Source organism: Streptomyces sp. AB3(2024) (assembly GCF_041862025.1).
Classification (GTDB): domain Bacteria; phylum Actinomycetota; class Actinomycetes; order Streptomycetales; family Streptomycetaceae; genus Streptomyces.
Genome location: NZ_JBGWAB010000063.1, coordinates 23,235 through 42,785, shown reverse-complemented (window position 1 = coordinate 42,785; position 19,551 = coordinate 23,235). Strand labels below are relative to the sequence as shown.

16 protein-coding genes and 1 pseudogene are annotated in these 19,551 nt (G+C 73.6%); 8 read left to right on the top strand and 9 right to left on the bottom strand.

The genetic code is table 11. The features are described from left to right. A pseudogene (locus tag ACEPPI_RS23530) lies at positions 1–965 on the top strand (hypothetical protein); the annotation flags it as partial. Positions 966–1,043: 78 nt separating this feature from the next. Here ACEPPI_RS23530 and ACEPPI_RS23525 read toward each other — a convergent pair. From ACEPPI_RS23525 to ACEPPI_RS23515, 3 genes are read right to left on the bottom strand one after another with little or no spacing between them, the layout of a single operon-like run. Next, positions 1,044–2,426 (bottom strand): bifunctional RNase H/acid phosphatase, encoded by a 1,383-nt coding sequence (locus ACEPPI_RS23525; protein WP_373917233.1) that lies wholly within the window; start codon positions 2,424–2,426, stop codon positions 1,044–1,046. After that, positions 2,426–3,169, bottom strand: coding sequence for a zinc ribbon domain-containing protein (locus ACEPPI_RS23520; protein ID WP_373917237.1), 744 nt, complete (start codon positions 3,167–3,169; stop codon positions 2,426–2,428). Before ACEPPI_RS23520 ends, ACEPPI_RS23525 begins: the two co-directional genes overlap by 1 nt. After that, the gene (locus ACEPPI_RS23515; protein ID WP_373917232.1) at positions 3,166–4,023 is read right to left on the bottom strand and encodes a Nif3-like dinuclear metal center hexameric protein; all 858 of its coding nucleotides are present in this window, start codon (positions 4,021–4,023) and stop codon (positions 3,166–3,168) included. The genes ACEPPI_RS23520 and ACEPPI_RS23515 overlap by 4 nt, the downstream gene beginning before the upstream one ends. Before the next feature lie 373 nt (positions 4,024–4,396). Here ACEPPI_RS23515 and ACEPPI_RS23510 point away from each other — a divergent pair, with 373 nt between their 5' ends. Next, entirely contained in the window at positions 4,397–5,464 is a 1,068-nt protein-coding gene (locus ACEPPI_RS23510; RefSeq protein ID WP_373917231.1) for a hypothetical protein, read from the top strand. A 34-nt stretch (positions 5,465–5,498) separates the two neighbouring features. Beyond that, the gene (locus ACEPPI_RS23505) at positions 5,499–5,966 is read left to right on the top strand and encodes a hypothetical protein (RefSeq protein ID WP_373917230.1); all 468 of its coding nucleotides are present in this window, start codon (positions 5,499–5,501) and stop codon (positions 5,964–5,966) included. Here ACEPPI_RS23505 and ACEPPI_RS23500 read toward each other — a convergent pair. The 3 genes from ACEPPI_RS23500 to ACEPPI_RS23490 are packed head-to-tail and all read right to left on the bottom strand — an operon-like array spanning position 5,963 to position 8,896. Then, a complete protein-coding gene (locus ACEPPI_RS23500) occupies positions 5,963–6,904 on the bottom strand; it encodes a 3-oxoacyl-ACP reductase (RefSeq protein WP_373917229.1) in 942 nt (313 codons plus the stop codon). The genes ACEPPI_RS23505 and ACEPPI_RS23500 overlap by 4 nt on opposite strands. A 24-nt stretch (positions 6,905–6,928) precedes the next feature. Then, positions 6,929–8,005 carry a Zn-dependent alcohol dehydrogenase gene (locus ACEPPI_RS23495; protein ID WP_373917228.1) on the bottom strand — a complete coding sequence of 359 codons (1,077 nt, stop codon included), beginning with the start codon at positions 8,003–8,005 and terminating at the stop codon, positions 6,929–6,931. 36 nt (positions 8,006–8,041) lie between these two features. After that, on the bottom strand, positions 8,042–8,896 hold the full coding sequence (locus tag ACEPPI_RS23490; protein WP_373917227.1) for a MaoC/PaaZ C-terminal domain-containing protein: 855 nt from the start codon (positions 8,894–8,896) through the stop codon (positions 8,042–8,044). A 265-nt stretch (positions 8,897–9,161) separates the two neighbouring features. Between ACEPPI_RS23490 and ACEPPI_RS23485 the strand changes: the two genes are divergently transcribed. Beyond that, entirely contained in the window at positions 9,162–9,521 is a 360-nt protein-coding gene (locus ACEPPI_RS23485) for a DNA-binding response regulator (RefSeq protein WP_373917236.1), read from the top strand. Between the two features lie 72 nt (positions 9,522–9,593). On the opposite strand, the gene ACEPPI_RS23480 is transcribed toward ACEPPI_RS23485, so the two are convergent. Beyond that, positions 9,594–10,898, bottom strand: a complete 1,305-nt coding sequence (locus ACEPPI_RS23480; RefSeq protein WP_373917226.1) for a cytochrome P450 — start codon at positions 10,896–10,898, stop codon at positions 9,594–9,596. A 208-nt stretch (positions 10,899–11,106) separates the two neighbouring features. Between ACEPPI_RS23480 and ACEPPI_RS23475 the strand changes: the two genes are divergently transcribed. Further along, on the top strand, positions 11,107–12,159 hold the full coding sequence (locus ACEPPI_RS23475; RefSeq protein ID WP_373917225.1) for an amidohydrolase family protein: 1,053 nt from the start codon (positions 11,107–11,109) through the stop codon (positions 12,157–12,159). Positions 12,160–12,257: 98 nt separating this feature from the next. On the opposite strand, the gene ACEPPI_RS23470 is transcribed toward ACEPPI_RS23475, so the two are convergent. Continuing rightward, entirely contained in the window at positions 12,258–13,442 is a 1,185-nt protein-coding gene (locus ACEPPI_RS23470) for a lipid-transfer protein (protein ID WP_373917224.1), read from the bottom strand. 20 nt (positions 13,443–13,462) lie between these two features. Continuing rightward, positions 13,463–15,619, bottom strand: a complete 2,157-nt coding sequence (locus tag ACEPPI_RS23465) for an acyl-CoA dehydrogenase (protein ID WP_373917223.1) — start codon at positions 15,617–15,619, stop codon at positions 13,463–13,465. Between the two features lie 150 nt (positions 15,620–15,769). On the opposite strand from ACEPPI_RS23465, the gene ACEPPI_RS23460 reads away from it, so the two are divergent. The 3 genes from ACEPPI_RS23460 (at position 15,770) to ACEPPI_RS23450 (ending at position 19,532) form a co-directional block, all read left to right on the top strand. Next, the gene (locus ACEPPI_RS23460) at positions 15,770–15,970 is read left to right on the top strand and encodes a hypothetical protein (protein WP_373917222.1); all 201 of its coding nucleotides are present in this window, start codon (positions 15,770–15,772) and stop codon (positions 15,968–15,970) included. A 161-nt stretch (positions 15,971–16,131) separates the two neighbouring features. Next, positions 16,132–16,683, top strand: a complete 552-nt coding sequence (locus tag ACEPPI_RS23455) for a hypothetical protein (protein ID WP_373917221.1) — start codon at positions 16,132–16,134, stop codon at positions 16,681–16,683. Positions 16,684–16,688: 5 nt separating this feature from the next. Next, positions 16,689–19,532 (top strand): M48 family metalloprotease, encoded by a 2,844-nt coding sequence (locus ACEPPI_RS23450; protein WP_373917219.1) that lies wholly within the window; start codon positions 16,689–16,691, stop codon positions 19,530–19,532. The last annotated feature ends 19 nt before the right edge of the window (positions 19,533–19,551 follow it).

The following is a 19,551-nucleotide window of genomic DNA, read 5'->3' as shown; positions in this document are numbered from 1 at the left end:
TCGCCCTGCCCGCCACCCGGGCCGAGCACGCGGCCCGTCCCGCCGCGGACGCCGCCGCCACGCCCGCCGGGTCGGCGCGTACGACCGGCACCCCGGCCGCGCCCGTCCCCGCGGGCAGCGGCAGCGGCAGCCCGTCGGGCGCGGGCTACGGCACGACGAACACCGCGCCGACCCTCGCGACCTGGCGAGCGGCCCGCGCCGCACAGACACCGGCCGAGAACGACGCGTGGGGATCCATGGGCACCGGAGCCTGGCTCGACGCCAACACCCACCCCGACCAGGACTTCTCCCTCAGCTTCCACCAGCCCCGCGGGGAGGTGTACATCACCTCCGGCGGCCGGGAACTCGACTTCGGGGCGATCCACGAGGTCGCCAGGACCGCCTGCCTGGGGCTGCGGGACCTCCGTACCGCCTACCCGGACCTCCCGTACCGCACCTACGTGATCGTCGACACCGGGCACAGGGGAGGCCCCGCCGTCGTCTGGGCCGACGACTTCCGCGCCAACACCGCCTGCTCGACGTCCGTGACCGACCGCACCACCGCCCCCGGCGCAGGGCAGGCGGCCGGCTGGTACCCCGACGCGGGAGGCCTCGCCGCCGCGCAGGTGCCCTCCCGCGACCCGGACGAGATCCGCGTCGCCGACCGGATCGCGACGTCGATCATCCGGGCGTGGAGCGGCAACAGCTCCGACCACGGTTACTACCGGCTCAGCCACGACAACCTGAGCGTCGGGTTCGACCCCGAGAAGCGGGTGATGTACGTGTGGGCAGCCAAACCCGCATGGGACGGGACCACCCGGGGCGAGTGGGCGCACCAGGCGGCACAGCAGTCCTGCACGCAACTGGCCGCCGCATCCGCGGATTCACCGAACTGGCCCTACACGAGGTACGCAGTACTGATCGAGGACCCCACCGCCGGAGACGAGTTCCTGCTCTGGGGCTCCTCCGGAGCCTGCGAGGCCTGACGACCCGCACGGCGCCACCGGCCGGACACGACGGAAGGACCCCCGCCCGGTGGGCGGGGGTCCTTCCGTTCCGCTCCGCTAGCGCAGGTGCGAGGTGTCGTTCAGGAGGCGGACCGAGGCGTTGCCGTCGGCGTAGTAGGCGACCGCCGACAGGGAGGCCGCGGACAGCTCCATCTTGAACAGGGACTCCGGCGGCGCGCCCAGCGCGAGGCGGACCAGCGTCTTGACCGGGGTCACGTGGGTCACCAGCAGCACGGTGCGGCCCGCGTGGGCGGACAGCAGCCGGTCACGGGCCGCCGAGACGCGGCGGGTGACGGCCGTGAAGCTCTCGCCGCCACCGGTCGGGGCCGCCTTCGAGGAGTCCAGCCAGGCCTGGAGGTCGTCCGGGAAGCGCTCGCGCACCTCGGCGAAGGTCAGGCCCTCCCAGGCTCCGAAGTCCGTCTCGCGCAGGCCCTCCTCGACCGTGACCGGCAGCCCGAGGCGGTCGGCGACGGCCTGGGCGGTCTCCCGGCAGCGGCGCAGCGGGGAGCTGACGACGGCCTGTACGGTGCCCCGCGCGGCCAGCGCCTCGGCGACGGCCGCGGCCTGGCGGCGGCCTGCCGGGGACAGCTCCGGGTCGGTGCCGCCGCTGCCGGAGAAGCGCTTCTGCGGGGTGAGGGCGGTCTCGCCGTGCCGCAGCAGCACGAAGGTGGCGGGCGCGCCCATGTCGGGCCCCCATCCGGTGCCGGTGCCGGTGCCGGTCGTGGCGCCCGTGCCGGTCGTGGCGCCGGTGCCGGCGGCGGGCTCGGGGGCCCCGGCCGCGCCGAACAGCGTGTCGGTGTCGCGCGCCACCACGGAGGCGGCGCGGACGGAGTCGGCCTCCGCGGAGGTGCCGGCGTCGCCGAACAGGGTGTCCGCCCCGGCCGTCGCGGCCCCGGCCGCGCGGGTTCCCGTGGCACCGCCGGAGGCCATCGCGGCGCGGACGGCCGCCGCGCCCTTCGTCGCGTCGCCGGGGGGACCGGACGGCGGGGCGGCGGCGAAGGCCGTGGAGCGGGACGGTTCCCACTGCGCTCCGCGCTTGCCCGCGTCCATCGCCTCGTTGGCGAGCCGGTCGGCGTGCTTGTTGCGCTCGCGCGGGATCCACTCGTAGGTGACCTGCGCGCGCGGAAGGACCTTCGCGGCCTGTGCCGCGAGCGGCTTCATGTCGGGGTGCTTGATCTTCCAGCGGCCCGACATCTGCTCGACGACGAGCTTGGAGTCCATCCGGACCAGGACCGTCGCGTCCGGCGCCAGCTCACGCGCCGCCTCGAGGCCGGCGATCAGGCCCTTGTACTCGGCGACGTTGTTCGTCGCGACGCCGATGAACTCGGCGCGTTCGGCCAGGGTCTCCCCCGTCGCCGGGTCGAGGACGACCGCGCCGTAGCCGGCGGGACCCGGGTTGCCCCGGGAACCGCCGTCCGCCTCCACGACGAAACGCGGCATCAGATGCCCGAGTCCGCCGCACGGACCAGGATGCGGCCGCAGTTCTCGTGCCGGACGACCTGGTCGCGGGCCGCGGCCTTGATCTCGTTGACCTCGGCCAGGTCCAGCTCCAGGCGGCAGCCCTCGCAGCGGCGCTGGTACAGGCGGGCCGCGCCGACGCCGCCCTGTTTGACGCGGATCTTCTCGTACAGGGCCATCAGGTCGGACGGCATGGAGCCGACGATGACCTCGCGGTCCTTGCCGATCTTCGCGACCTCGGTGTCGATCTCGCCGGTGGCGGCGTCGCGGCGCGCGGTGGCGTCGACGAGCTTGGCCTCCAGGGCGGCGACCCGCTCCTTCAGCTCGGTGACGCGCTCCTGCGCTGCCTCCAGGCGCTCCATGACCTCCAGGACCACGTCCTCCAGGTCACCCTGGCGCTTGGCGAGGGAGACGACCTCGCTCTGGAGGTTCGCCAGGTCCCGGGCCGAGATGCCGACGCCGGTGTCCAGGCGCTGCTGGTCGCGGGCCGCACGCTGACGGACCTGGTCGACGTCCTGCTCCGCCTTGGTCTGCTCGCGGGCGGCGTCGCTGGCCTGGGTCTGCGCGGCGACGAGCAGGTCGCGCTGCTGGCTGAGGTCCTTGGTCAGGGAGTCGACCTCGGTGTGCTCCGGGAGCGACTTGCGCTTGTGGGCGAGCTGAGACAGCCGCACGTCCAGGGCCTGGACGTCGAGAAGTCGGATCTGGTCGGCGGGCTCGGCGTTCAGTTGGGGGCTCCAGAGGTAGAGGGGGAGGTGACGGACGGCGCGTGCGCCGTCCACGGGTCGGTGACCGTGCGCGAGACGTGGGTCCGCAGACCCCAGCCGTGGCGCTCGGAGATCGCGTCGAGCTGCGCGGCGGCCTGCTCGCACCAGGGCCACTCGGTGGCCCAGTGGGCGGCGTCGACGAGGGCCAGCGGGCTCTGCTCGCGGGCCTCGGACGCCGGGTGGTGGCGCAGGTCGGCGGTGAGGAAGGCGTCCACGCCGGCGGCGCGGACCTGCTCGAAGAGGCTGTCGCCGGAGCCGCCGCTGACGGCGACGGTACGGATCAGCGCGTCCGGGTCGCCCGCGGCGCGGATGCCCTGCGCGGTCGACGGCAGCCGGGAAGCGGCGCGGGCCGCGAACTCGCGGAGGGTCTCGGGGTGGTCCAGCTCGCAGATCCGGCCCAGGCCCCGGCGGCCGGCCGGGTCGGTGGGGTCGGGCACGAGCGGGCCGGTGACGCGCAGGTCGAGGGCGCCGGCGAGGGCGTCGGAGACACCGGGGTCGGCGGTGTCGGCGTTGGTGTGGGCGACGTGCAGCGCGATGTCGTTCTTGATCAGCGTGTGCACGGCGCGGCCCTTGAAGGTGCCCGCCTCGACGGTGGTGGTGCCGCGCAGGTAGAGGGGGTGGTGGGTGACGAGCAGGTCGGCGCCCAGCTCCACCGCCTCGTCGACGATGTCCTGTACGGGGTCGACGGCGAAGAGCACCCGGGTGACCTCGGCATCGGGGTCGCCGCAGACGGTGCCGACGGCGTCCCACTGCTCGGCCCGCGAGGGGGGCCAGAGAGCGTCCAGCGCGGCGATGACTTCAGAGAGGCGAGGCACAGGCCAAGGTTACCGTTCCTTTTTTACGGGCTCCCTCGCCTCCGGGGCGCCGGATGCCTGGCTCACGGCACCGCGCGTCCTCGGAAACCGCTCGTTCCTCGCGGTTTCCCGCGGGCGCTGTGCACTGTTCCCCCGGCGCACCCCTTCGGCTCGGGAGCCCGGTGCGGGCTGCGGGGGAAGAAGGGGCGGTGGCGGTGTTCGGGCGGGGTGGGCCGCCCTCTGACCCCAAACGCCCCGATATGGAACAGCACAGCCGCGCCCCCCGCCACCGGCGAATCGCCTCGTGGCCACCCGTACGTGTGAAGCCCGCCGAGTCGTGCGCGACCCCGGGGGCCTCGAAAACTAGCTTCCTCATCCGGAGGTGACGGCCCGGATGACTGTCTGTGCCATCGAGATCACGACGCCCGCCCCGTTCACGATCGCCGCCGACGGGGCGTATGCCGCGCGGCTGGCCGGGGAGGGGCAGGCGCGCTACCCGGAGCGCTGGACGCTGGGGGGACCCGAGCCGTACGCGGTGCCATTGCCGCTCGCGCAGCCTGAGGAGGCCGACAGCGAAGTGCTGGCGCTGACCGACGGGCGGGTGCTGATCCACCGCCGGGTCGCCGACCGGCACGCGTTCGCGCTGCTCTACCCGTCGGGCGCCGCGACCGGGCCGCGCACGGGGGAGCTCCAGCTCGGCGCGGTGCCCGCCGAGGAGGGCGTACGGGTCCGCCTGCTGCCGCCCTCCCCCGACGGACACGGGGCCTACGCCCTGGCGGTGGGGCCGGCTCAGAGCACCGTCTGGCAGGTCGCCGGTGCCCCCGGCGGGCCGCGCCGGGCCGCCGTGCTGCCGGGGCGCTGCTCCGGCGGGGTGTGGCTGGACCGGGTCGGCCGCCTGCTGTCCCTGGACCGGGAGCTGGACGGCCGGACCAAGGCCGTCGCCGTGGACCTGGAGCGGGGCGGCGAGGTCAGCCCGCTGCTCCAGATCGCCGAGGACAGCGACGACCGGCTCCTGCTCGCAGCACCCGACAGCGGGCTGCTGCTGATCCGCTCCGACGCCCCGGGCGAACCCCGGCTCGGCTGGGGGGTGCTGGGCAGTGCCCGCCCGGTCCGCTTCCCGGAGTGCCTGCGCATCGCGGACGCGCACCCCTTCGCCGTGCAGCCGGGCCAGGCCCTGATGCCGGAGACCTGCGGGGTCGCGCTGCGGGTCGGCGAGGCGGAGCTCGTGCTGTGGCGGCCGGCCGACCGCGGCGTCTTCCGGCTCGGCGCCCCGGTGGGCTGGCTCGGCACCGGCCTGTGGACCCCGCAGGGCCGCCTGCACCTCCCGTACGCCACCCCGGAGGTCCCCTGCGGGATCGTCGGCATCGGCCAGCCCGCACCCCCGCCCCCACCGGTCCGCCTGGACCCTCCACCGGCCCCGCCCCTGCGCCCGGTCCCCCTCCAGCAGGCCCCGCTGAGCTGAGCCCGGGGCGCGCGCGTACGGGCACAATGGCCGCGTGGGCAGCCAGATCGACATCTTCAGACTCTTCGGTTACCGGCCGTGCGGGCAGGACCTGCTGGTGCGCGTGGTCCGGCCCGCCGCCGCGAACGCCGATCAAGGGGCGCTGGACGCCGCCGACGCGGTCGCCGACTCGGCGACGCGGCGGCTCACCACCCGGTGGGAGCAGGGGCACCTGCGGTCCGGGTGCCCCCACCCGCACACGGCGAGCCTGGTCGCCGAGATGCAGGAGGCGCCCGTGGGGGAGGAGCTGTACGGCCCGGGCCGACGTCGGCTCTGGGTGTGGGTGGCGCGCACGAAGTACGGCGCGCCGTGGACGGTCCTCGGGACCGCACCGACCGAAGCCGAGTTCTGGGAGGAGGTCCGGGACGACCCGGACCTCCTCGGTCTCGGCCCCCTGGCACCCGCCGAACTGCGCCGGGTGTGTTTCCTCACCGACGGGGACGACACGCCCCCGCCGGCCTAGCCGTGCTTGAGGCCCAGGACCTCGGCGGCCGCGAAGGTCTCGTTCGGCGGGCGGGAGTCGTAGTGCGGGGTGAGGAGCCCGTCGAGTTCCTCGTAGGAGAAGGACTCCTTGGCGGTGTCGAACTTGGCCGCCACCCTGGGGCGTTCCATCACGACCACGATCCCGCCGTGCACGACGAACAGCTGCCCGTTGGCCTTCGCCGAGGCCGGCGAGGCCAGGTAGCCGACCAGCGGGGCGACGTGCTCGGGGGCGAGGGCGTCGAGTTTGCCCTCCTCCGGCTCCTGGAAGCCCGCGAAGACGTCCTCGGTCATCCGGGTGCGGGCGCGCGGGCAGATGGCGTTGGCCGTCACCCCGTACTTGGCCAGGGCCAGGGCGGTCGAGGTGGTCAGGCCCACGATGCCGCCCTTGGCGGCCGCGTAGTTGGGCTGGCCCGCCGAGCCGCCGAGGAAGGCCTCGGAGGAAGTGTTGACGATCCGGCCGTAGACCGGGCCGCCCGCCGCCTTGGAGCGTTCCCGCCAGTGCGCGGCGGCGAAGTGGGTGGTGTTGAAGTGACCCTTGAGGTGGACCCGGATCACCGAGTCCCACTCCTCCTCCGACATGGAGAAGATCATCCGGTCCCGCAGGATGCCCGCGTTGTTGACGAGGACGTCCAGCTTGCCGAACCGGGAGACGGCCAGTTCCACCAGGTCCCGGGCCTGCTCGAAGTCGGCCACGTCACCGAGGTGCGCCACCGCCGATCCGCCCGCCGCACGGATCTCGGCGGCCACCTCCTCGGCCGGGGCGGCGGACGCATCGCCCGAGCCGTCCCGGCCGCTCTGGCCGAAGTCGTTGACGACCACGCTCGCGCCGAGGCGGGCCAGTTCGATCGCCTCGGCCCGGCCGAGCCCGCGGCCGGCGCCGGTGACGACGGCGCTGAGCCCCTCAAGTGGCAGTGACATCTACCGGATTCCTCTCAGAGCGGGTCAGAGTTCGATGCAGGTGCGCAGCGCGACGCCGGTGCGCATCTGGTCGAGGGCGTCGTTGATCTCGGTGAGGTGGACCCGGTGGGTGATCAGGCTCTCCAGATCGACCCGGCCGGCCCGCCACAGGGCGATGGTGCGCTCGTAGGAGCGGAGCACGTCCCCGCCCCCGTACATCGACGGCAGGATCTTCTTCTCGTCGAAGAACAGCGAGAACATGTCGACCTGGAAGGTGTCGTCGAGGGCGCCCGCACCGACGATGACGACACTGCCGCCGCGGCGGGTCGCCTTGTAGGCGGTCTGCGCGGTGGCGGACTTGCCGACGACCTCGAAGACGTAGTCGAAGCCCTCCCCGGAGGTGATCCGGCTCTTGGCGTCGTCCAGGGCCTCGGGGGCCACGGCCTCCGTCGCGCCGAAGCGCAGGGCCGCCTCGCGCCGGGAGGCGACGGGGTCGACGGCGATGATCTGGGCGGCGCCCTGGAGCCTGGCGCCCTGGATGACGGAGATGCCGACGCCGCCGCAGCCGATGACGGCGACCGAGGAACCGGCCTCCACCTTGGCGGTGTTGACGGCGGCGCCCAGCCCGGTGGTGACGCCGCAGCCGATGAGGGCGGCGATGTCGAAGGGCACGTCGTCGGGGATCGGGACGGCGCACTTGGCGTCGACGACGAGCTCCTCGGCGAAGGTGCCGGTGGCGGCGAAACCGAAGACGTCCCCGCCCGCGCGCCGGAAGTTGGGGGTGCCCGCGTTGACGAGGCTCTCCAGACAGAGGTGGCCCTGCCCGCGCTTGCAGGCCGCGCAGTGCCCGCAGGGCGGCAGCCAGCAGACCAGGACCCGGTCGCCCTGCTTGAGGTGGGTGACCCCGTCGCCCACGTCGGCGATCACCCCGGAGCCCTCGTGGCCGGGGATGAAGGGGGCCGGCTGCGGCAGCACGCCGCTCATCGCGGAGAGGTCGGAGTGGCACAGGCCGGTGGCCCTGATGCGGATCTTCACCTTGCCGGGGCCCAGGCCCACGGCCTCCATGTCGTCGACGACCTCCAGCTTGTCCTGGCCTATCTCGCTCTGCAGTGCTGCGCGCACGGTGCGGCTCCTTCTGTGGTCGCAGGTCTGACTGTCTTACGCGTGTTCGACGACGGTGTCGGCGAGGACCGGGGCGTCGTCCCGGTCGACGGCGGTGACCGAGACCAGGACCCGGCCGGTCTCCTGCCACATCCGGATGCGCAGCGTCTCGCCGGGGAAGACGATCCCGGCGAAGCGCGTGCGGTAGGCGCGGACCCGGGAGACATCACCGCCGAGGACGGTGTCGACGACGGCCTTGAGGGTCATCCCGTACGAGCACAGGCCGTGCAGGATCGGCCGGTCGAAGCCGGCCAGCTTGGCGAACTCCGGGTCGGCGTGCAGGGGGTTCCAGTCCCCGGAGAGCCGGTAGAGCAGGGCCTGCTCCTCGCGGATGGTGCGCTCCTCGGTGCGGTCGGGGGCCCGCTCGGGCTGCTCGGTCCTGACGGAGGGCCCGCGCTCGCCGCCGAAGCCGCCTTCTCCCCGGACGAAGAGCTGCGCGTCGCTGGTCCACAGCGGCCCGTCGGCGTCCGCGACCTCGGAGCGCAGCACGATCACGGCCGCCTTGCCCTTGTCGTGGACGGCGGCGACCTTGGAGGTGGAGGTGGCCCGCCCCTTGACGGGGATCGGGCGGTGCAGCTCGATGGAGTGCCCGCCGTGCAGGACGGCGGCGAGGTTCACGTCGATGCCGGGGGCCGCGAGGCCGCCCAGCATGGCCATGCCGGCGCCCGCGACGGTCGCGAAGCTGGGCAGCACGTGGAGCTTGGACTCCAGGGTGTAGCGCAGCTCGTCGGGGTCGGTGGCCGGGAGCCCGGCACCGAGGCCGAGGTGGTAGAGCTGGATGTCCTTGTGGTCCCAGCCGATGTCCCCCTGGCGGGGTTCGGCGGCGAGGGCCTTGGCGGCATCGATCGGCATGGGGATGCTGCTCCCTGGGTCGGGGCGCCGCGGCCTGCGCGAGCACCGCTGCCTTGGAAGACCTCGGCGCGGCCGTCCGCACCGTCAGCCGCACCGAGGTCGTACGCGGAACCGTTCTAGAACGCGTTCTAGCGCCGGTTGAAGGAATGTATAACGCACGCCCGATCACTTGGGAAGACTCCTGACTTCACGTCAGATCGGGTGGCCCAGTGGCGTGTTGCCCCCTGCCCCAGGTGGGGGGCGTTACGCTGCGCCGGTGGACGAAATGCCCGTGACGCACCGGCCCGCCCGCTCCCTGCGCGTCCTGCTCGACCCGCCGAACCCGGCCCTCGCGGTCCATTTGAGCCTCCAGCCGGACATCGAGGTGGTCACCTCCGCGACGGCCCGGCCGGCGGTGGCGCTGGTGGAGGACCTCGCCTCGGTGACGGCCCTGCTGGAGGACGATCCGCAGTGCCGGGTCCTGGTCGCCACGGGCTCGGCGCACCCCGGGCTGAGGGAGGCGGTCCTGGCGGCGGGCGCGGCGGGGCTGGTCCTGCGGGACGGCCCGGTCGCGGAGCTGGCGGAGTGCATGCGCCGCGCGGCCACGGGCGAGACGGTGGTGGACCCGGCCCTCGCGGGCCCGTAGCACGGCGTGCGGAAGCCCTCCGCCGGCGGCGCGGAGGGCTTCGTACGGAGGACTCCGGTGCGCGGGACGTCCCTACCGCGCCGGGGCGGTCCAGTCGTCGACCGTCCGCGAGGGGTCCAGCGCCACGGGCAGCTTCTCCAGCCCCCGGAAGGCCGGGAACGGCCCCTTGAGCCAGTCCCCGGCGTCGGAGTCCGGGAGCGCCAGGACCATGTCGGGGAAGCGGTCGAGCAGCGCGGTGAGGCAGATCTCCAGCTCCAGCCGGGCCAGCGGGGCGCCCAGGCAGAAGTGGGGGCCGAAGCCGAAGCCGAGGTGTTCGCGCTGGAGGTGTTCGCGGGTGATGTCCAGGGTGTCCGGCGCGGGGAACTTCTCCGGGTCGCGATTGGCGGCGGTCAGGGCGATCTGCACGATCGCGCCCTGCGGAATGAGCGTTCCGCCGATTTCCACGTCCTCCAGCGCGTACCGGAAGGTGGAGGTTTCCACGGAGCCTTCGTAGCGCAGGAGTTCTTCGATGGCCTGCGGCAGGAGTTCGCGGTTCTCCTGCAGCGCCCTCAGCTGTTCGGGGTGGGTGAGCAGGTTGAAGACGGAATTGCCGATCTGCAGGGTGGTCGTCTTGTGCCCGGCGAAGAGCAGCACCCAGATCATCGAGACGAGTTCGTCGTCGGTCAGCGGTTCTTCCTCGTGCCGCGTCTGCACCAGGACCGTCAGGAAGTCGTCCGTGGGATTCGCGCGGGTGCACCGGATGTGTTCGGTGAAGTAGTCCCGCAGCCAGTGCTCGGCCTCGACGAGGTCTTCCTTCATGTCCCTGCTGAACCGGGAGCGCGTCACGACCGAGAACCACTTCAGGACCTCGGTGCGCTCGACCCCGACGATACCGAGCAGCTCGCAGATGACCATGACGGGCAGCGGCAGCGCGAAGGACTTCATCAGGTCGACGGGCTCGTCCGTCGGGCACCGGTCCAGGAGCTCGTTCGCGAGCTCCTCGATGTGCGGGCGCAGGTCCTTGACGTGGCGCGGGGTGAACGCGGTCTTCGCGATGTGGCGCAGCCGGGTGTGCCGGGGCGGGTCCGCGAAGAGGAGGTTGTCGTCGAGCGTCTCGCAGGCGTCCCCGAAGAGCGCGTGGTAGAGGTCGATGGCCTCGTGCATGTCCTTGCCGATGCGGGGATCGGCGAGGGCCGCGTGGGCGTCCTCGTAGCGGGTGATGAGGTACGTGTCCACCCCGTGGCGGGGGGCGAGCCGGGCGACGGGGGCCTGTTCGCGCAGGACCTTGTAGACCGGATGGGGGCACTGCCGGTATTCCGGCGTACTCAGTGTCGCCGCCTTCACCGCTTCGCCCAGCGCGAGGCCGTCGTTCACCGCCGCAGTCGGTTCAGTCGTCACGCGCAGAAACCTTTCGCATTTCCCGGAACGGACAGTCGGCTCCTTTCCCCGGGCGCGTCGTGGACGAAACCGCATTGACCCGTTCGGAGCCTAAAGCTCCCTCCCGTGAATGTCCGGCGGAAAGCGGCCAGAGCCCGCCCTAGGGTGTGCCGTGATCCCCTTTTCGCGCCCGATGGACCCGTTGAACCCGATGAAAGGGAATGCGCGCATGCCGGAATACGGAGCGGTCGGTATCACCGTCGGCGGAACGGCACGGCCGGACGCGGCGGACCCGGCGGGCGGTGAGGACGACGGCAGCCGGGCCGTGATCGACGTCCACCACCACTTCTGCCCGCCCGCCTGGCGCGAGTGGGCCGAGCGGCGGGGGCTGGTGAACCCGAAGGCGATGGCGCCGTGGGCGCGCTGGGACGCGGAGACCGCGCTGGGGCTGATGGACCGGGCGGGGATCGCCACCGCCGTGCTCAAGCCGATGATGTACGCCCGCTACGAGAACTCCGCGCAGCTGCGCGAGGCGACGACGGTGACCCTGCGGGCGGCGGTGGAGGTCGTCGAGGCGCATCCGGGGCGGTTCGTCTTCCACACCCCGCTGTTCCTGGAGGACCCTGAGGTGTCCTCGTGGGCGCTGCGGTACGGCCTGGACGAGCTGGGCGCGGTCGGGGTGAACGTGACCGCCAACCACGGCGGCGTCTACCTCGGCGACCCCTCCTACGACGCGATCTTCGCCGAACTCGACGAGCGGTCGGCGGTCGTCGACACCCACCCGCACAACCTGCCCGGCGGCCCGCCCGGAGCCCCGCCCGGCGCGCCGACCGTGCCGGGGCTGCCGAACTTCCTGTGCGACTTCCTCCTCGACACCACCCGCGCCGCCGCGAACATGATCCGCAACCGGACGCTGGACCGCTTCCCGAACCTGTCGGTGATCCTGCCGCACGGGGGCGGTTTCCTCCCGCACATCGCGGCCCGGCTGGAGGCCTTCGCGCACTCCTTCGACCCGCCGGTGGAACCCGCCGCCGTACGGGACCACCTGCACCGCTTCTACTACGACACCGCCGGCCCCCTGTCCCCGGCGGGCACCCTGCTGGCCACGGTGTCCCCGGACCGGATCCTCTTCGGCAGCGACTGGCCGGCCTGCCCCGCCGCCGTGGTCACGGACGTCGCGGTGCCCGCGCTGGCCGCCGACCCGGCGTTCACCCCGGCGCTGCGCCGGGCCGTGAACCGGGAGAACGCGCTGCGCCTGATGCCGGCCCTGGCGCACGTCTGACACGCCGCCCCTGCGGGACCCCCTCACCGCCCCGCCCGCCCCGCCCGCTCGCCGGGGCGGGCGGGGGCAGAGCCGGGCGGGGCCGCGGGCCGGGCCCGTCAGCGGCGCAGCAGGGTGACCACCGCCGCACCGCCCAGCCCGATGTTGTGCGCCAGCCCGACCCCGGCTCCGGGGACCTGCCGGGGCCCGGCCTCGCCGCGCAGCTGCCAGACCAGCTCGGCGGCCTGCGCGAGGCCCGTGGCGCCCAGCGGGTGCCCCTTGGAGATCAGACCGCCCGACGGGTTGACGACCCAGCGGCCGCCGTAGGTGGTGGCACCGCTCTCGACGAGCGTGCCGGAGGCCCCGTCGGCGCACATGCCGAGTGCCTCGTAGGTGAGGAGTTCGTTGACGGAGAAGCAGTCGTGCAGCTCGATGACGTCGACGTCCTCGATGCCGAGACCGGAGGCCTCGTAGACCTGCCGGGCCGCGGCGGCGGTCATGGGCTTGCCGACGACGTCGATGCAGGAGCCGCCGAAGCTGTCCGCGGTGTCGGTGGTCATGGCCTGGGCGACGATCTCCACCGCCCTGTCGTGCAGCCCGTGCCGGACGACGAACCGCTCCGAGACGACCAGGGCGGCCGCCGCGCCGTCCGAGGTGGGCGAGCACTGGAGTTTGGTCAGCGGGTCGTGGATGGTCTTCGCGGCGAGGATCTCCTCCACCGTGTACACGTCCTGGAACTGGGCGTTCGGGTTGTTGGCGGAGTGCCGGTGGTTCTTGGCGCCCACCGCCGCGAGCTGCGCGGCCGTGGTCCCGTAGCGCTCCATGTGCTCACGGGCGGCGTTCCCGAAGATCTGCGCGGTGGGCGGGGACATCTCGAAGCCGTGCCCGGCCGCCATGATCCCGTAGTGACGGGCGACCGGGGACGTCTTGAAGTCCCCGCCGTCGGCGCCGCCGCCGAGGGCGCCGCGCTTCATCTTCTCGAAGCCCACGGCGAGGACGCAGTCGTTGATCCCGCCCTGCACGAACTGCCGGGCCATCATCAGGGCCGTGGAGCCGGTGGCGCAGTTGTTGTTGACGTTGTAGACGGGCACCCCGGTCAGGCCCAGTTCGTACGCGGCCCGCTGGCCCGCGGTGGAGGCCTGGAAGCAGTAGCCGACGGGCACCTGCTCGACGAGCCCGTAGTCCACGCCCGCGTCGGCCAGCGCCGCCGCGCCGGCCTCCCGCACCATGTCCCAGTACTGCCAGTCGCGCGATTCCGGCTTCTCGAACTTCGTCATGCCGACGCCGACGATGTAGGCCTTCATGTGGTGCCTTCCCTTCCCCTTCAGTCCCGCGGGAGGCCGAGGATGCGCTCGGCGACGACGTTGAGCTGGACCTGTGTGGTGCCCCCGGCGATGGTCAGGCAGCGGGACATGAGCATGCCGTGCACGGCCCGCTCCCCCGCCCCCTCCCGCACCGCGCCCGCCGGGCCCAGCAGTTCGAGCGCGAGCTCGGCGGTCCGCTGCTGGTGGGGGGTCTGGACGAGTTTGCGTACGGACGCGCCCGCGCCGGGCTCCAGCCCGGACACCTGCTGGAGGGTGGTGCGCAGGCCGATGCAGGCGAGGGCGTGCGCCTCGGCGGCCAGGGCGCCGATCCGGGCCCGGTAGGAGCCGTCGAGGTCGGCGGCGCGGGCGAGGAGCGCCTCCAGGCCGGTGTCGAAGGTCATCTGGTCGGCCATGTGGACGCGTTCGTTGCCGAGGGTGTTGCGGGCGACCTTCCAGCCCTCGTCCGGGGCTCCGACGAGCGCGTCCGCGGGCAGGAGGACGTCGTCGAAGTACACCTCGTTGAAGAGGGCCTCGCCGGTGATCTCCTTCAGGGGGCGGACGTCGATGCCGGGGGTGTTCTTCATGTCGACGACGAAGTAGCCGAGGCCCTTGTGCTTGGGGGCGGCCGGATCGGTGCGGGCGAGGAGGATCCCGAAGTCGGCGGTGTGCGCGGAACTCGTCCACACCTTCTGTCCGTTGACCCTCCAGGAGCCGTCCTCCAGCCGTTCGGCCCGCGTGCGCAGGGAGGCCAGGTCGGATCCGGCGCCCGGCTCGGAGAAGAGCTGGCACCAGGTCGTGTCCCCGCGCAGCGTGGACACGACGTGGGCCTCGCGCTGCGCGTCGGTCCCGTAGGCGAGCAGTGAGGGCACGACCCAGGTGGCGATGCCGAGGTCGCAGAGCGCGACGCCCGCCGCCTTCAGTTCCTGCTGTACGACGAGCTGTTGGAGGGGTCCGGCGCCGAGACCGTAGGGGCGGGGCAGGTACGGGGCCGCGTAGCCGGTCGGGGCGAGGGCCCGGCGGGCGGCGGCCGGGCCGAGGCCGTGCGCGTCCCGGGCGGCGGCGCGGGCGCCCTCCCGGTACGCCTCGGCGGCCTCGGGCAGCTCCAGCCGCAGCTCGCGGCGCGCACCGTCCGCGGCGAGGCCGACGGCCCGGATGCGGTGACCGTCGCCGGGGCCCAGGAGCTGACGGGCGACGAGGGCCCGGCGCAGGTGGATGTGGGCGTCGTGTTCCCAGGTGAAGCCGATGCCGCCGAGGATCTGGATGCAGTCCTTGGCGCAGGAGTAGGAGGCGTCGAGGGCGGTCCCGGCTGCGAGCGCGGCCACCAGGGAACGCACCCGGGGGCTCTCGTCCGCGCTGTTCGCCGCGTCCCAGGCGAGGGCGCGGGCCTGCTCCAGGCGGACCAGCATGTCGGCGCACAGGTGCTTGACGCCCTGGAACCGTCCGATGGGCCTCCCGAACTGCTCGCGCACCTTCGCGTACTCGGCGGCCGTGTGCACGGCCCAGGCGGCGGTGCCGCAGGCGTCGGCGGCGAACAGGACGCAGGCCAGGTCCCGGACCAGGTCCGCGTCCAGCTCCAGGAGCCGGCCGGCCGGGACGAGGACCCCGCGCGCCCGCACCTCGGCGGTGGGCCGGGTCGGATCGGCGCCCTCGTGGGTACGGACGTCCAGCGCGGCGGCGTCCACGGCGAACCACCGGGTGCCGACCCCGGCCCCGGCCTCGGCCCCGGCCCCGGCCTCGGCGGCGACCAGTACGAGGTCGGCCTCGCCCGCGCCCAGCACGGGCGGCGCGAGCCCGTCCAGCAGGTACCCGCCCTCCTCGACGGCGACGGCGGTGACGCCGCCGGGCCCCAGGGCGACCGCCCCGACCCGGCCGTCGAGCGGCTCGGCCCCGGCCCGGTCCAGGAGTACGGAGGCCAGCGCGCTCGGCAGGAACGCCCCGGGCAGCGCCCCCCGGGCGGCCTCCTCCACCACGACGGCCAGATCCAGCAGGGTCCCGCCCTCCAGGTGCGGCGCCAGCAGTCCGGCCGCCGCGAGCCCGTCCCAGTAGCCGGGCCGCTCCCCGGTCCGCGGCGGGGTGTCGAGCAGCTTGCGCACCTCCTCGGGCGGCACGGCCCGCCCCACCCAGCCGCGCACGGCGTCGGCCAACTCCCGCTGCTCTTGCGTGATTCCGATGCCCATGCGCGGCAGACTAGAACACGTTCCAATCTGACGGAAGGTCAGGTGACGGTGTTCTTCGGCGCCTCCTCCGGGGTCGCCGCGACAGGTTCCGCCCCGGTGGCCCCGACCTGGCAGAATTCCGGGACGGGGACGACCTCGAAGGTGGGGAAGATGACTTTTCTGGTACTGCTCGGCGTCCTGGTGATCGCCGTCGGCGGGTGCGTGTGCGTGGTGTGGGCATCGCGCGGCGGACCCGGCTGGGTCCGCGCCGTGGCGGCCGTGACCCTCGGCGCGGGCGAACTGCTGCGCCGCTCCGCGAAGCGCCGCCGCCGGCTCGGCGGAAGCGGGAACAACGGCGGCGACGACAGCTAGCGCCGCGGCCGGAACCGGTCGGCCGGAACCGGTCGTCCGGCGCCGACCCGCCTGCACCATGGGCCACGAGTTCGTGAGAACGAAGCCCTGGAGGGGAACCGAGCCCCTACCCTCTTGTCATGTCATGCCCACATGGCACACGGCGGATTCACGGGGGCGCAATGGTCTCGGGAGCAGCCCGGTCGGGCGGCGGCACCGATCTGCCCGGGCGGGTCAGGGTACGGGAAGTGGTCCGCGAGGTCGTGGCGGATACCGCGCCGGCGGAGCTGGTCCTGGTCGACGGCCTGGCCCGGTTCGATGACGCGACGGCGGTACGCCGACTACGCCCACGGGGCGGGCGGCGGGAGCCGCTCGGATTCGGCCTGGGTGAGATCGCGGCACTGGTGACACCCGTGGTGTGGCTCGTACTGGACCAGACCGCGAGGAAGTTCGCGGAGTCCGCAGCGGACGGCACGGTCACGGGCACCCGGGCCCTGCTCCGCAGGGTGTTGCGCAGGACTGCCGAACCACTGGTCGTTCCCCCACTGACCCCGGGACAACTCGCCCAGGTGCGCGAGCGCGTGCTGGAAAGCGCGTCCCACCGCGGTCTGACGGTGGAGTGTGCCGAGGCGGTCGCCGACGCGGTCGTGGCCAGGCTCGCGCTCGCGGTGGCCGGTCCGGCCCCCGAGAGGCCGGCCGGTCCGGCTGAGGACGACACTCCGGACGCGGGCTGAGGGCGATGGCCGACGAGCCCCTTCCCCTTCGGACGGAGCCGCAGGCACGGGCGATACCCGCCGGCACGACCATGCGGTTCGTGCTGCTGGTCGTCCTGATGCTCGCGAGCAGCAGCTCGATGCTGCCGACGGCGCTCACCGCCGCCGGGCTCAACGACGGCCCCCAGTGCCTGCTCGCGGCCGGAGTCGCCACCGGCAGGACGCCCCCCGCCGAAGTCCTCCACAGCGCCGCCTATCGGGCCTGCATCGCCGAGCACGGGCCGGTGCCCTGGTGGGTGGCGCCGACGGTGCCGGTCGCCCTGCTGCTCCTGGCCTGCGGGCTCTTCTTCGCCCTTCCGGCCTGGAGGTCGCGCCGCAGCCGGGCCGTCCCGCTGGCAGTGGTCGATCACGACAGCCGGATCCTGCGCCAACTGGAGCAGTTGGCGCAGGTCGCCGGGCTGAAGCGCGTGCCCCGTGTCGTGGTGGATCCGTTCGCCGCCTCGACCGGCGCCGCGGTGTTCGGCAGCGACCGTCGTCCGATCGTGCGCCTGCACGGTGGTCTCCTCACCCGACGGTCCTCGGCGCCGGAGGACTTCGAGGCGGTGCTCCTGCACGAGCTGGCCCACATCCGCAACGGTGATGTCACCCTCACCTACGCGACGGTCGCGCTGTGGCGGACGTTCATCGCCGCGGTACTCGTTCCCTACGCGGTGGGGTTCGGCATCCTCGTCTTCAACGCGTACGCCCCGGAGTCGCCGCCCTACGAGATCTCGCTGCCCGCGTGGCGGGCCCTCGTCCTCCCCCTGCTCATGACGGTGGTCATCTACCTGGCGCGGTCGGACGTGCTGCGCAGCCGGGAGCTGCATGCCGACCTCACCGCTGCCCGCTGGGGCGCGAACCCGCGCATCTGGGGTGCCGTCGCCCCGGCTCCGCCCGTGGGGGTGCTGCCCCGCGCACTGCGCTCGTTCACCGAGCTCTGGCACACGCACCCACGGTGGGACCTCCGGCGGGAGGCACTGGCCGACTCCACGGCGATGTTCGAGGTGCCCGCCCTGTTGATGTTCCTGACGGGGACCGCCGCCGCCCTGGTCAACAGCCAGCTGTGGCACTTCGTCGCCCACGCCGGCCTGGCAAGCCGGTGGGCGTGGAACCTGACGATCGCGCTCCTGCCCGCCACGCTGGTCACCGGGGTCGCGGGCACGGCCCTGTGGCGTTCGGTGGTCCACCGGCTGCTGACCGCGCGGCCCAGGCTCAACGGAGCCCGGGCGGGTCTGTGGCTCGGCGTCGGGATGGCGGTCGGTGAACTGTTCGGGAACCGGATCGCAGTCGACCGGTTGCTGCCCGGCGAACCGGTGATGGTGGTGCCCGTGGTGCTCGTGGGACTGGCGTTCGCCTGGTGGGTCACCCAGTGCTCCCACCTGTGGTTCACCGTCCGGCGCGGTCGCGCGATCCACCCGCCGATGGCGCTGGTCCTGGCAGGGGCGTGCCTGGCACTGTGCGCGTGGTTCTGGTGGTGGCAGGACTTCGGCGTGATCATCGCGAACATACCGGGGTTGCTGACCAACCCCCTCGGACCGGGAACCGAAGGCCTGCCGGTGGATCCGGCCGGTCAGTACGACGCGATCCTCAACGCGACCGCACGCGCGGTGCCGCTGCTGGGCACGACGGTCGCCGTCCCGCTCGCCCTGCCGGCGGTCGCCGTGCTGTGGGTGGTGCCGTTGACGGCCTGGGCGGTCCGCCGGGTGCCCCCGGGCCGGGTCCCTTCCGCCGTACCGGGCATCGGCGGGTCGGCAGTCCCCGCCGAACCCCTGCCGGCGCTCCGTCGCGCCCTGCTCGCCGGAATGCTCGGTGGTGTCCTGTGCTGGGCCGCCGTCGCGGGCGTGAAGGCCCACATGCACGGCTGGCAGCCCCCGGTCCGGCTCCGGGGGATCGCGGCTCCCCTGCTGTTCCAGACCGGGGCGTGCGCCGCCCTGCTGGCGGGAGCCGCGGTCGCGGCCCTCGTCGCAGGTCTGCTGGTCGACCGCTACCGGCTGATCGCGGCGCTCGTCGCGGCCCATGCCGCCGCGCTGGCGGGCTACGGCGGCGTATGGGTGCTCTCCGCGTCGGACGGCTGCATCGGGGCCATCAGTACGTTCACGACCGCGTGCGACTGGCGGCCGGTCGCGGTCTGGCAGGCCTTCCAGTACCTCCTCGGCATCGTCCTCGTCCTCGTCACCGTCGTGGGCATCGCCTCGGCCGCGGTCGCCTCCGTCGCCCGCAGGGCACTCCGGCGGGGGACACGCCCCGCGGCCCCCGCGCGGGCCGGGAAGGAGCCCCGGGGGCCGGTCCTGCGCCGCTCGGTCGTAGGAGTGCTGTGCGCCGGGGCCATCGGGGTTCCCACAGCGCTCCTGTCCCTCCCCGGCCCCCCGGAGACCGGCGTGGCGGCCTCGTCCGTGAAACCCGCCGCACATCCGAGGTTCGCCGCTCAGGAAGCGTCGGGGCAGGCAGACGCCTGGTACGGCCTGGGCGGGCGGGCCCTGGTCGTCCGCTACAACACCGTCCTCGAACAGCTGCGGACCCTCGGGGCCGAGGCGACGCAGTCCGCGGACGGTGACGCGCTGGTCGCGTCCCGGCTCCCCTCGATCTGCGTCGGGTTCGGAAAGGTCGCGCGGGACGCCGACGCCTTCTTCCCCGTCCCGGACCCCCGGGTCCTGCCGAGCTGGCGGACGTTCACCACGATGGCCGCCAAGGGCAGCCGGGATTGCCTGGACGGCCTCGACCGGAACGACAACGATCTCGTCGCCACCGGCATGAAGGAGATAAACCAGTCGACGGCAGCCGCCGACTCGATCAACGCGTGGATCACCGCGAGCAGGGCAGGTCGCCCCTGAGCGTCCGGGACGGGAGACG

Bases quoted from the DNA above. Each gene is read 5' to 3' on its own strand.
- ACEPPI_RS23485 (WP_373917236.1), top strand. From the start codon at position 9,162: ATGCCCGTGACGCACCGGCCCGCCCGCTCCCTGCGCGTCCTGCTCGAC.
- ACEPPI_RS23470 (WP_373917224.1), bottom strand. From the start codon at position 13,442: ATGAAGGCCTACATCGTCGGCGTCGGCATGACGAAGTTCGAGAAGCCG.
- ACEPPI_RS23450 (WP_373917219.1), top strand. From the start codon at position 16,689: ATGGCCGACGAGCCCCTTCCCCTTCGGACGGAGCCGCAGGCACGGGCG.
- ACEPPI_RS23510 (WP_373917231.1), top strand. From the start codon at position 4,397: ATGACTGTCTGTGCCATCGAGATCACGACGCCCGCCCCGTTCACGATC.
- ACEPPI_RS23460 (WP_373917222.1), top strand. From the start codon at position 15,770: ATGACTTTTCTGGTACTGCTCGGCGTCCTGGTGATCGCCGTCGGCGGG.
- ACEPPI_RS23455 (WP_373917221.1), top strand. From the start codon at position 16,132: ATGGTCTCGGGAGCAGCCCGGTCGGGCGGCGGCACCGATCTGCCCGGG.
- ACEPPI_RS23490 (WP_373917227.1), bottom strand. From the start codon at position 8,896: ATGCCGATCGATGCCGCCAAGGCCCTCGCCGCCGAACCCCGCCAGGGG.
- ACEPPI_RS23465 (WP_373917223.1), bottom strand. From the start codon at position 15,619: ATGGGCATCGGAATCACGCAAGAGCAGCGGGAGTTGGCCGACGCCGTG.
- ACEPPI_RS23475 (WP_373917225.1), top strand. From the start codon at position 11,107: ATGCCGGAATACGGAGCGGTCGGTATCACCGTCGGCGGAACGGCACGG.
- ACEPPI_RS23500 (WP_373917229.1), bottom strand. From the start codon at position 6,904: ATGTCACTGCCACTTGAGGGGCTCAGCGCCGTCGTCACCGGCGCCGGC.
- ACEPPI_RS23525 (WP_373917233.1), bottom strand. From the start codon at position 2,426: ATGCCGCGTTTCGTCGTGGAGGCGGACGGCGGTTCCCGGGGCAACCCG.